This window comes from Streptomyces sp. NPDC050856, assembly GCF_040653855.1.
Taxonomy (GTDB): domain Bacteria; phylum Actinomycetota; class Actinomycetes; order Streptomycetales; family Streptomycetaceae; genus Streptomyces.
The window spans coordinates 196,245-206,906 of sequence record NZ_JBFAGV010000009.1; the positions used below are offsets into that span (position 1 = coordinate 196,245).

Below are 10,662 nucleotides of genomic sequence, written 5' to 3' on the forward strand. Positions count from 1 at the left end.
GTCACCCTCCCAGTCCCGCGGCCGAGGCCGCGCGGGTGAGCACGTCCGTGAGCATGGCCGGGGTCAGCCGACCGGTGAAGGTGTTGCGCTGGCTGACGTGGTAGCAGCCGAACAGTTCGAGGTCCGCCCCCCCGTCGGTGGCCGCCAGGGTCACCCGGGCGCCGTGCGCGAAGGCGGGCCGGGGGCGCGGCACCGCCCAGCCGGCGGCGGTCAGCGCGGGCAGCACCGCCTGCCAGCCGAAGCCGCCCAGCACCACGGCCGCGCGCACGGTGGGCCGCAGCAGCCGCAGCTCACCGGCCAGCCAGGGGCGGCAGGTGTCACGCTCCTGGGGGGTGGGCCTGTTGGCGGGCGGGGCACAGTGGACCGGGGCGGTGACCCGTACCCCGTACAGGCGCAGTCCGTCGTGCGCGTCGGTGGCCTCGGCCTGGCTGGCGAGGCCGGTCTCGTGCAGGGCCGCGTACAGGACGTCGCCGGAACGGTCGCCGGTGAACATCCGTCCGGTGCGGTTGCCGCCGTGGGCGGCGGGGGCGAGGCCGACGATCAGGAGCGCGGCGTCGTCCGGTCCGAACCCGGGGACCGGCCGGGCCCAGTAGTCCCAGCCGGTGTACGCCCGGCGGCCCTCGCGGGCGACCTGCTCGCGCCAGGCCACCAGACGGGGGCAGGCCCGGCAGTGGGTGACGCGTTCGTCGAGCCGGGGCACCGACGGCGCCCCGGCCGCCTCACGCTCGGGGAAACCGGGGTCCTCGGGGTCCCCGGGGCGGTCGGGGTGCGGGCCGGGGTGGTGGGGGTGCGGGCCGGGTGCTTCGGACATCGTGTTCCGGTTCCCTCGCTCGGGGTGGTCCATTCGGCCCGCCGGAACCGGGGGCCGGGCGGCGGCCGGCGGGCAGACTGGCCGGTATGACGGTGAAGCGAAGTGCGGGTCTGCTGCTGTTCCGTACCCGGGAGGGCCGCCTGGAAGTGCTCATCGCCCATATGGGCGGGCCGTACTGGGCCTCGCGCGACGCCGGGGCCTGGTCGATCCCCAAGGGCGAGTACGAGCCCGGTGAGGCCGCCGAGGCCGCGGCGCGCCGGGAGTTCGCCGAGGAGCTGGGGCTGCCGGCCCCGGACGGCGAGCGGGTGCCGCTCGGGGAGGCGCGCCAGGCGAACGGCAAGCTGGTCACGGTGTGGGCCGTCGAGGGGGACCTCGATCCGGCGCGGGTGGTGCCGGGCACGTTCAGCATGGAGTGGCCGCGCGGATCGGGCGTGTCCGTCGAATTCCCCGAGGTGGACCGGGTGGCGTGGCGCACGCCCCGGGAGGCGGCGCCGCTGCTGGTCCGGGGCCAGGAGACCTTCCTGGCGCGGCTGGAGGAGTACCTGTCGGGACGGGCGTCCCGGTAGCCCCGGGCGCCCGGGCCGGCCGACGCGGACCGAGGGCGTTGTCAGTGCCGTGCGCCAGAGTGGGAGGCCCCAACAGGTCGACAGGGAGCCAGAGATGACCACCACGCTGACCACCGACGAGCGCGCCGCGGCCCAGGCCTACGTACGTCTGGTCGAGACCGCGCAGGCCGTGCTCACCGATCCGGCGCTCGCCCCCCTGGCGGCGGCGTATCTGTCCTCGCCCATGGCGGAGGCGGACAGGGCCCTGCGCGCCGCCGGCCTGTCGGGCAACGAGGCCCGGCTGCTGCGCCTGGTCTCGGCGCTGCGCGCCCCGGACACCGGGCACGGATGACGACCCGCGGCGCCGCCCGCGGCCGGTGCGGCCCCGGTCCGCGTCCGCCGGTGCGCCCGGGGCGCGGGGCACGCCCACCGGCTCCGCCCGGACCGGCCCGGCCCCCCGGCCGGGAGGGCGGGGGCGACGGATGGTCGCGGCGGCCGTCCCCGTCTGCGCCACCTGCCGCGCGCCGTTCCCCCGCCCGGGTACGGGTGGGCCCGCTCCGGTCGGGGCGGACCGGCGCCCCGCGGCGCCGGTCCGGGTGGGCCCGGCGGCGCGACACGCCGTGGGCCGGGCACCGGGCCGGGCCGCGGCCGGCATGGCGCACCGGCTCGGCGGGCCGGACTCTCCTGGGGGAACCCGCAGACCCACGAGGGAGCGACATGCCACTCACGCGCCGAGCGCGCGTCTCGGACCATCGCGCCATCGTCGAGTGCGTCCAGCGGTGGTGGGACGGCGCGCGTACCCCGGCCGAGTCCCGCGATCCGGCACTGACGCTGCCCAGGCTCTTCTGCGCTGTTTCGGCGGGACGAGTCTGGTGGTCGAGGACATCACGGGGGTCAGGGCGTTCCTGATCGGTCTGCACTCCGCCGACAACCCCGCGGAGGCGTACATCCACCTGGTCGCGGTGGATCCCGGGCTGCGCGGCCAGGGGCTGGCGCGGGGCATGTACGCGGCCTTCATGACCCGGGCCGCGGCGGCGGGGCGGCACGAGGTGCGGGCGCCGACCTCACCGGGCAACGCCGGCGCCCTGGCGTTCCACCGGGCCATGGGCTTCAGCCCGGAGAAGGGCGACCGGGAGATCGAGGGGCTGCCGGTGCACAGCGACCACAACGATCCGGGACAGGACCGGGTCTGCTTCCTGAAGGAGCTCCCTGTCCAGGTCCGCTCTGCGGCGTCCGGCCGCCCGTGGGCGCCGCGGCCCGCCCGGCGGCCGGACGACGCCAGGTCACCGGCGCTGCCCGGGAACCGGCCGGCCCGCTCCGTCCAGCTCCGCGACGCCGCGCCGTTCATGTCATACGATCATGGGCAGTGGTCGCCCCACCGGCACCGCCCCGCGCCCATGGAGGTCAAGCGTGTCCAGGACTACCGACGGCAAGCGCGTCCACCGCACCCCCCGCGACCTCACCGCCGCCTGTGCCGCCGCGGCCGCGCTGGTGCTGGCGGCCGGCTGTTCCTCCGGCGGGGAGGGCCCCGGCGAGGCGGCCGGCGGAGTGCCCGTGGTGGAGAAGGGGAAGCTCACCACCTGCACCCACCTGCCCTATCCACCGTTCCAGTTCGAGCAGAACGGCAAGGTCGTCGGCTTCGACGTGGCGCTGGTGGACCTGGTGGCGAAGAACCTCGGAGTCGAACAGAAGATCCTCGACACGCCGTTCGAGAACTTCAAGACCGGCGCCTTCCTCAACTCCGGCGAGTGCGACCTCGCCGCCGCCGGTATGACCATCACCGACGAGCGCAAGAAGAACGTCGACTTCTCCGTCCCGTACTTCGACGCCACACAGGCGCTGCTGGCCACCAGGAAGAGCGGCGCGACGACACTCGCCGACGTCAGGAGCGGGAAGCTGAAGCTCGGCGCGCAGGCCGAGACCACCGGCGAGAGCTACGCCAAGAGCCAGGGATTCGACCCGGTGGCGTTCGAGAGCTCCGACGCCGTCCTCAACGGGCTGCGCACCGGCCAGGTCGACGCGGTGGTCATCGACTACCCCGTGGTCCAGGGCTGGCTGAAGGACAAGGCCAACGCCGGCGCGTTCGCCGTGGGCCAGAACATCGAGACCGGTGAGCAGTACGGCTTCTCGGTGAAGAAGGGCAACGACAAGCTCCGGGCCGCCATCGACAAGGCGATCAAGGACGCGCGGGCCGACGGCACGTACAAGAAGCTGTACGAACAGTGGATCGGCCCCATGCCCAAGGGCCGGTCGTGACCTCTCGCGTGACCCGGCGCCAGCGGCGCCGCATCGGGCAGGGCGTGCAGTACGCCGTGTTCGCCGCCGTGGTGGCGCTGATCGCCGTCAAGGCCGACTGGGACCGCCTGCGGAACCAGTTCGCGCAGGCGGACCTGGCCGAGCAGCTCTTCCCCGACATCATCACCACCGCGCTGCGCAACACGGTCGTCTACACCCTCTCCGGTTTCCTGTTCGGCCTGGTGCTCGGGCTGGTCATCGCGCTGATGCGGTTGTCGTCGGTCGCGCCGTACCGGTGGGTGGCGAGCGTCTACATCGAGCTGTTCCGGGGCCTGCCCGCCCTGCTGATCTTCATCTTCGTTGGTGTGGCGGTGCCGCTGGCGTTCCCGGGGACGGAGATCCCGGGCGGCACGTACGGCAAGGTGGCGCTCGGCCTGGGGCTGGTCGCCGCCGCGTACATGGCCGAGACCATCCGGGCCGGCATCCAGGCCGTGCCCAAGGGTCAGATGGAGGCGGCGCGGTCGCTGGGCTTCTCCCACGGTCGCGCCATGGTGTCGGTGATCATTCCGCAGGCGTTCCGGATCGTCATCCCGCCGCTGACCAACGAACTGGTCCTGCTGTTCAAGGACTCCTCGTTGGTGCTGTTCCTCGGCGTCACCCTGGAGGAGCGCGAACTGACCAAGTTCGGCCGGGACCTGGCCAGTCAGACCGCCAACTCGACGCCCATCCTCGTCGCCGGTTTGTGCTACCTGCTGGTGACGGTTCCGCTGAGCTTCGTGGTGCGCCGCCTCGAGGCCCGTGCCGCGAAGGCGAAGTGAGGGACGCGATGCGCGAGGAAACGGGCGGGTACCTGGGCAAGGGCCGGGGAACGACGGCGGGGGACGCCGGGCGGCCGGAGATCGAGGTCCGGGACCTGCACAAGTCGTTCGGCGACAACGAGGTGCTGCGCGGCATCGACCTGGAGGTCGCCGCCGGGGAGGTGGTCTGTGTCATCGGTCCCTCCGGCTCCGGCAAGTCGACGCTGCTGCGGTGCGTGAACCTGCTGGAGGAGCCGACGGCGGGCCGGGTGTTCGTCGGCGGGACCGAGGTGACCGACCCGGACGTCGACATCGACGCCGTACGCCGCCGTATCGGCATGGTCTTCCAGCAGTTCAACCTCTTCCCGCATGTGACCGTGACCGAGAACCTGGTCCTCCCGCAGCGGCGGGTGCTGCGGCGCGGCAAGGAGGAGGCGGCGAGGACCGCCCGGGAGAACCTGGCGCGCGTCGGTCTGGCCGACAAGGCGGACGCCTACCCGGCCCAGCTCTCCGGCGGGCAGCAGCAGCGGGTGGCGATCGCGCGGGCGCTGGCCATGGGGCCGGAGGTGATGCTCTTCGACGAGCCCACCTCGGCGCTGGACCCCGAGCTCGTCGGGGACGTGCTCGCCGTCATGCGGATGCTGGCCGCCGAGGGCATGACCATGATGGTGGTCACCCATGAGATGAGCTTCGCCCGCGAGGTCGCCGACCGGGTGGTCTTCATGGACGACGGACGGATCGTCGAAGAGGGCCCGGCGGCGCAGGTGGTGGGCGACCCCCGGCACGAACGCACCCGGCACTTCCTCACCCGCATCCTGGACCCGGCCGCCGCCGAACCGCCCCGCGGCGACTGACCCTCGGGCGCCGGCCCTCCCCCGGCCAGGTGAACCACCGGCCGGCGGCCCCGGCCGGTGGGCGCGTCGCCGCCGCGAACGACCACATTGGTCATATTTTCTGCTGCTATGCGATTCACGGGAACGGTTCTCCTGCCGGTGCTGTGCGCGATGAGCCTCGGGGCGGCTCCGCCGGCGCCCGGGGCACAGGCGGCGGACGCGATCGGCAACCCGCTGGCCGGGAACCACGGCTTCGGCGTCATGACCCACGGGAACGCGCTGCTGGCCGGTACGGCGGCGGAGGGCACCGTCGCGGTGGGCGGCGACCTGGCCTTCGGGCCGGGCTACGACATCGCGCGCCGCTCGGCGGGCACTTTCGTCGCGCCCGGCGACTCGCAGCCCTCGGCGCTCCTGGTCGGGGGCGGTGTCGACTTCACCGGAAGCGCCGCGAACGGCGTCGTCAGGGTCCTGGGCGACGGGTACGTCAAGATCGGCGACCTGGACGGCAGCGCGGCCGTGGACACCGATGCCGACGGCGCCGCGGTCAACACCCGGGTCGTCCCCGCCCGCGCCGGCTACGACGGTGTCCCGCGCATCGAGCTGTCCACCCCGCAGCCGGCCGCCTCGGTGAGCCGGGCACGCGGCCTGCCGGACTTCGACGCCCTCTTCGCCACCCACCGGGAGCGCGCCGACCGGCTCGCCCGGTGCCCGGCGACCGTTGTGGTGGGCGACGGCGGCGCCGTGCGGCCGGTCGCCGGCCGGACGAATGTGCTGCGCCTGACCGGCGCGGAGCTGGCCGGCACCGGGACGCTCACCTTCGAGAGCCGGCCGGCCGCGACGGCACCGCTCGTGGTGGTGGTCGACACCCGGGGCTCGGGCGGCGAGCTCTCCTGGCGTGCGCCCGAGATGAGGGGCCTCGGCGAAGCCGACGCCCGGTACATCCTGTGGGCCTTCCCCGACGCCACCGCGATCACCCTGAGGGCGGGCGCGACGCTCCGGGGCAGTGTCTACGCGCCCCGGGCGCACCTGACGGACCTGAGCCCGGCAGCCGTCGAGGGCGACGTGGTGGTGCGTTCGCTGGCGGCGGGGCGGCTCGCCGGGGCGCGGGGCGGCGCCGTGGACGCCGGTGAGATGCGCCGCGCGCCGTTCGCCGCGCGGCTGGAGTGCGGCACGGGCACCGCTCAGGACCCGGCCACCGGTGCCGGCACCGGCACCGGCACCGGCACCGACGGGAACGGGAACGACGGGGACGACGGGCACGGGAACGGTGACGCGGCGGCCTCGCGGACGCCCGGCGCGCCGGCCCACGGACTCCGGCCGCCGGCGCGCGACGTCCCGACCGCCACCGCGTCCACCACCGCGCTCGCCACCGAGTCCGCCGTCCCACCGTCCCCGGAGGCGAACGACACCACGCCGCCCCCGTCCGGCGCCGTGCCGCCGGCGGACGGCCCCGGCCCGGAGGACACCGGGCCGGCCGCCGGTGCCCTCCCCGCGGCGGACGGCCCGGCCACCGCGTCCGTCCCGGCCGGCGAGATCGCCGACACCGGGTCGCGGTCCGTCCTGTGGCTGCTCGCCGCCACCGCCGCGGTGCTCGTCACCACCGGCACCGTCCTCACCACCACGGTGTCCCGGCGCCGCCGGCGCACCGGTGGCTGAGCCGTTCGCCCGGCAGCCATACATGTGGGAACGGCGGGTACCCGAACCGCCTCCCGCAGGCCGACGAGGAGGACGGAACACCGTGAGGAATCACCCGCAAGACGCCGCCCAGCCAGCCAGCCCGGCAGAGCCGTCCGGACTGCGACTGGCCGGCGGGAAGGCGGTGGCGGGCGCCGCCGAAGGGCCGCCCCCGGCCGCCCGCCCGGGCGCCGAGGCGACGGACGCAGCCGGGCTGCCCCCGGACCGCACCCAGGCCATTCTGGAGGCCACCAAGCAGGTGGCGGCGCTGCTCAAGAGCGCGGGCCACCCCTTCGCCCTGGCCGGCAGCGTCGCCGCGTACGCGCACGGTGTGCCCAAGAGCCTCCAGCACGACACGGACTTCGCCATTCTGCGCGAGGACGCCGGGGCGGTGACCGAGGAGCTGGAGAAGGCCGGCATCCAGGTCCGGGTACCGCCGGAGGACTGGCTGATCAAGGCCCGGTGCTACGGCGAGGAGATCGACCTGATCTTCGAACTGGCCCGGCACCCGGTGACCCCCGAACTCCTCGGCCGCGCCCAGACGCTGCCGGTGGACTCGGTGCGCATGCCGGTGCTGGCGCCGACCGACCTGCTGGCCAGCCTGCTGGCCGCGTTCTCCGAGCACCACTGCGACTTCGGAGCCGTACTCCCGATCGCGCGGACCCTGCGTGAGAAGATCGACTGGGACCTGCTGCGCGCGGAGAGCGAGGGGTCCCCGATGCCCGAGGCGTTCCTGTTCCTGCTGGAACGCCTGAACGTCATCGACCCACCGGAGGCATCGTCATGAGCGCCGCCGACACCGCCGAGTACCGCATCGCCCATCTGCGGGACCGGCTGGCGAGCGAGGACATCGCCGAACTCGGCATCCGTATCGAACAGCGCGGGACGGCCGTGATGCTCTACGGCACGGTCTCCAGCCCGGCCTGCCGGGAGGAGATCCTGCGGATCGCCGAGGAGGAGCTGTCCGGGCTGCCCCTGCGCGCGGACCTCGTCGTCGTCTGCGGCGACGCACCCGACCATCCGGAGGAGCTGTCGTGATCCGAGTAGCGGCGGTGGGCGACATCCACCTGGGCCCGGGGAGCGCGGGGGTGCTCCGGCCGGCCTTCGAGTCCCTCGGCGACTGCGCGGACCTGCTGCTGCTCGCCGGTGACCTGACGCGCCACGGCACGGTCCAGGAGGCCGAGATCGTGGCCGGCGAGGTGCGGGGCCTCGATGTGCCGGTGGTGGCGGTCCTGGGCAACCACGACTACCAGAGCGACCAGCAGGACGAGGTGACGGCCGCCCTCGACAGCGCGGGCGTGACCGTGCTGGAGGGGGCGGGCACCGTGCTGAGCGTCGGCGGGACGCGCGTGGGCATCGCCGGGACCAAGGGGTTCGGCGGCGGTTTCGCCGGGCGCAGCGGCGGCGAGTTCGGCGAACCGGTCATGAAGGAGTTCATCCGGTACACCCGCCGCTGCGCGGACGGGCTGCGGGACTCGCTGACCATGCTGTCGGAGGCCGACTGCGCGGTACGCATCGCCCTGACCCACTACGCCCCGGTGCCGGACACCCTCGCGGGCGAGCCGCTGGAGATCTACCCGTTCCTGGGCAGCTACCTGCTGGCGGAGGCGGTGGACGAGGCCGGCGCCGACCTGGCCGTCCACGGGCACGCGCACATGGGCACCGAGCACGGCATGACGAGCGCGGGGGTACGGGTGCGCAATGTCGCCCAGCCGGTGATCGGCCGGGCGTTCGCGGTCTACCACCTGCCGGTGCACGCCGGACGCGGCCCCTCCGGCGACGGCGCCGTGAGCGCGGGAGCGGCGGTGGGCTCGGCGGCGGGCCGCCGGTAGCGGCCGGGCCGCACCGGGCGCCGGCCGGCGGCCGGATTCCGTGGCGGGTTAGGGGGGCCCGCGCGAGGGGTAACGGAGCATACTGCGACATATCAGGCATTGCCCTACAGGCGTCGTACCGACGAAGCAGAGGAGCCGAGGATCGTGACGGACGTATCGAGCCAGGGGCCCGCACCCGGCGACGACCGGAAGGTACTCACCAATCGGCAGGGCCACCCGGTCTACGACAACCAGAATCAGCGCACGGTCGGCGCCCGGGGACCGGCCACGCTGGAGAACTACCAGTTCCTGGAGAAGATCAGCCACTTCGACCGGGAGCGGATCCCCGAGCGGGTGGTCCACGCCCGTGGTGTCACCGCCTACGGCTACTTCGAGGCCTACGGGTCCTGGGGGGACGAGCCGATCAGCCGCTACACCCGGGCCAAGCTGTTCCAGGAGCGCGGCAAGCGCACCGACCTGGCCGTGCGCTTCTCCACGGTCATCGGCGGCCGTGACTCCTCCGAGGCGGCCCGCGACCCGCGCGGCTTCGCGGTCAAGTTCTACACCGAGGACGGCAACTGGGACCTGGTCGGCAACAACCTGGGCGTCTTCTTCATCCGGGACGCGATCAAGTTCCCGGACGTCATCCACGCCCTCAAGCCCGACCCGGTCACCTTCGAGCAGCAGCCGCGCCGGATCTTCGACTTCATGTCGCAGACGCCCGAGGCGATGCACATGCTGGTCAACCTGTTCTCCCCGCGCGGGATCCCCGCCGACTACCGCCACATGCAGGGGTTCGGCGTCAACACCTACAAGTGGGTCAACGCCGAGGGGAAGACCGTCCTGGTCAAGTACCACTGGATGCCCAAGCAGGGTGTGCGCAGCATGACCGAGGAGGACGCGGCCAACGTCCAGGCCGACTCGCTGGGTCACGCCACCAAGGACCTGTACGAGGCGGTCGCCCGCGGGGACCACCCCGAGTGGGAGCTGCTGGTCCAGATGATGGAGGACGGCGAGCACCCGGAGCTCGACTTCGACCCGCTCGACGACACCAAGACCTGGCCGGAGCAGGAGTTCCCGCCGAAGCCGGTGGGCCGGATGGTGCTGGACCGGATGCCGGAGGACTTCTTCGCCGAGAACGAGCAGATCTCGTTCGGCACCGGTGTCCTCGTCGACGGCCTGGACTTCTCCGACGACAAGATGCTCGTCGGCCGGACCTTCTCGTACAGCGACACCCAGCGCTACCGGGTCGGCCCCAACTACCTCCAGCTCCCGGTCAACCACGCCAAGAACGCGTCGGTGCGCACCAACCAGCGCGGCGGCCAGATGGCGTACTACGTGGACGGCGGCGGGGAGAACCCCACCGTGAACTACGAGCCGTCGATCCTGGGCGGCCTGCGCGAGGCCGAGTACCCCACCCATGACGAGCAGGGCCCGGAGATCCGGGGCGGGCTCACCCGCAAGCGCATCCCGCGCACCAACGACTACCTCCAGGCGGGCCAGCGCTACCTGCTCATGCAGGAGTGGGAGCGCGACGACCTGGTGCACAACTTCGTCAACCTGCTGTCCCAGTGCGACCGGCCGGTGCAGGAGCGCATGGTGTGGCACTTCCTGCTGGTCGAGAACGACCTCGGGCTGCGGGTCGGCGAGGGTCTGGGCATCGCCCCGAAGGACGTCGCCCACCTGGAGCCGCTGCAGAGCCAGGACCTCACCGAGGAGGACCGCAAGCGCCTGGCCAATCTCGGGGACAACCCGCCCCGGGACGTCGAAGGGCTCACCATGACGCACTGCGTTCCCAATGAGCGGCACGTCGTCACACGCTGACCGCCCGCTCCGCGCGACGGGGCCCCGTCCGGTTCACCGGCGCGGGGCCCCGCGCGCCGGCGCCGGGGCGGGGCCCGGCGGGGGGGGCCACGGTGGCACCCCCCCCCGGGGCCGCGAGGGCGGGCGGGCGGG

At 73.7% G+C, this 10,662-nt stretch carries 11 protein-coding genes and 1 pseudogene; 11 read left to right on the plus strand and 1 reads right to left on the minus strand.

Annotated features, from left to right (window positions below):
* Position 1: 1 nt before the first annotated feature.
* Positions 2 to 811 carry a uracil-DNA glycosylase gene (locus AB0H53_RS11785; RefSeq protein WP_362110163.1) on the minus strand — a complete coding sequence of 270 codons (810 nt, stop codon included), beginning with the start codon at positions 809 to 811 and terminating at the stop codon, positions 2 to 4.
* An 86-nt stretch (positions 812 to 897) separates the two neighbouring features.
* Here AB0H53_RS11785 and AB0H53_RS11790 point away from each other — a divergent pair, with 86 nt between their 5' ends.
* From AB0H53_RS11790 to AB0H53_RS11840, 11 genes and pseudogenes are all read left to right on the plus strand, one after another.
* Positions 898 to 1,377 carry an NUDIX domain-containing protein gene (locus AB0H53_RS11790; protein ID WP_362110165.1) on the plus strand — a complete coding sequence of 160 codons (480 nt, stop codon included), beginning with the start codon at positions 898 to 900 and terminating at the stop codon, positions 1,375 to 1,377.
* A gap of 94 nt (positions 1,378 to 1,471) precedes the next feature.
* Positions 1,472 to 1,708 (plus strand): hypothetical protein, encoded by a 237-nt coding sequence (locus AB0H53_RS11795; RefSeq protein WP_362110167.1) that lies wholly within the window; start codon positions 1,472 to 1,474, stop codon positions 1,706 to 1,708.
* A gap of 301 nt (positions 1,709 to 2,009) precedes the next feature.
* Positions 2,010 to 2,408: pseudogene (locus AB0H53_RS11800) on the plus strand (GNAT family N-acetyltransferase); the annotation flags it as partial.
* 358 nt (positions 2,409 to 2,766) lie between these two features.
* On the plus strand, positions 2,767 to 3,612 hold the full coding sequence (locus tag AB0H53_RS11805) for an ABC transporter substrate-binding protein (RefSeq protein ID WP_362110169.1): 846 nt from the start codon (positions 2,767 to 2,769) through the stop codon (positions 3,610 to 3,612).
* A complete protein-coding gene (locus tag AB0H53_RS11810) occupies positions 3,609 to 4,409 on the plus strand; it encodes an amino acid ABC transporter permease (protein WP_362110171.1) in 801 nt (266 codons plus the stop codon). The genes AB0H53_RS11805 and AB0H53_RS11810 overlap by 4 nt, the downstream gene beginning before the upstream one ends.
* 8 nt (positions 4,410 to 4,417) lie before the next feature.
* A complete protein-coding gene (locus AB0H53_RS11815) occupies positions 4,418 to 5,242 on the plus strand; it encodes an amino acid ABC transporter ATP-binding protein (RefSeq protein ID WP_362110173.1) in 825 nt (274 codons plus the stop codon).
* A gap of 108 nt (positions 5,243 to 5,350) precedes the next feature.
* Positions 5,351 to 6,877: a choice-of-anchor A family protein gene (locus AB0H53_RS11820; protein WP_362110175.1), complete on the plus strand. Its 1,527-nt coding sequence runs from the start codon at positions 5,351 to 5,353 to the stop codon at positions 6,875 to 6,877.
* A gap of 82 nt (positions 6,878 to 6,959) precedes the next feature.
* On the plus strand, positions 6,960 to 7,682 hold the full coding sequence (locus AB0H53_RS11825; RefSeq protein WP_362110177.1) for a nucleotidyltransferase family protein: 723 nt from the start codon (positions 6,960 to 6,962) through the stop codon (positions 7,680 to 7,682).
* Positions 7,679 to 7,933 carry a hypothetical protein gene (locus AB0H53_RS11830; protein WP_362110179.1) on the plus strand — a complete coding sequence of 85 codons (255 nt, stop codon included), beginning with the start codon at positions 7,679 to 7,681 and terminating at the stop codon, positions 7,931 to 7,933. The genes AB0H53_RS11825 and AB0H53_RS11830 overlap by 4 nt, the downstream gene beginning before the upstream one ends.
* Positions 7,930 to 8,727, plus strand: a complete 798-nt coding sequence (locus AB0H53_RS11835) for a metallophosphoesterase (RefSeq protein WP_362110181.1) — start codon at positions 7,930 to 7,932, stop codon at positions 8,725 to 8,727. The genes AB0H53_RS11830 and AB0H53_RS11835 overlap by 4 nt, the downstream gene beginning before the upstream one ends.
* Positions 8,728 to 8,871: 144 nt before the next feature.
* Positions 8,872 to 10,530, plus strand: a complete 1,659-nt coding sequence (locus AB0H53_RS11840; RefSeq protein ID WP_362110183.1) for a catalase — start codon at positions 8,872 to 8,874, stop codon at positions 10,528 to 10,530.
* Positions 10,531 to 10,662 lie beyond the last annotated feature (132 nt).

Bases quoted from the DNA above. Each gene is read 5' to 3' on its own strand.
- AB0H53_RS11785 (WP_362110163.1), bottom strand. From the start codon at position 811: ATGTCCGAAGCACCCGGCCCGCACCCCCACCACCCCGGCCCGCACCCC.
- AB0H53_RS11795 (WP_362110167.1), top strand. From the start codon at position 1,472: ATGACCACCACGCTGACCACCGACGAGCGCGCCGCGGCCCAGGCCTAC.
- AB0H53_RS11790 (WP_362110165.1), top strand. From the start codon at position 898: ATGACGGTGAAGCGAAGTGCGGGTCTGCTGCTGTTCCGTACCCGGGAG.
- AB0H53_RS11830 (WP_362110179.1), top strand. From the start codon at position 7,679: ATGAGCGCCGCCGACACCGCCGAGTACCGCATCGCCCATCTGCGGGAC.
- AB0H53_RS11820 (WP_362110175.1), top strand. From the start codon at position 5,351: ATGCGATTCACGGGAACGGTTCTCCTGCCGGTGCTGTGCGCGATGAGC.
- AB0H53_RS11815 (WP_362110173.1), top strand. From the start codon at position 4,418: ATGCGCGAGGAAACGGGCGGGTACCTGGGCAAGGGCCGGGGAACGACG.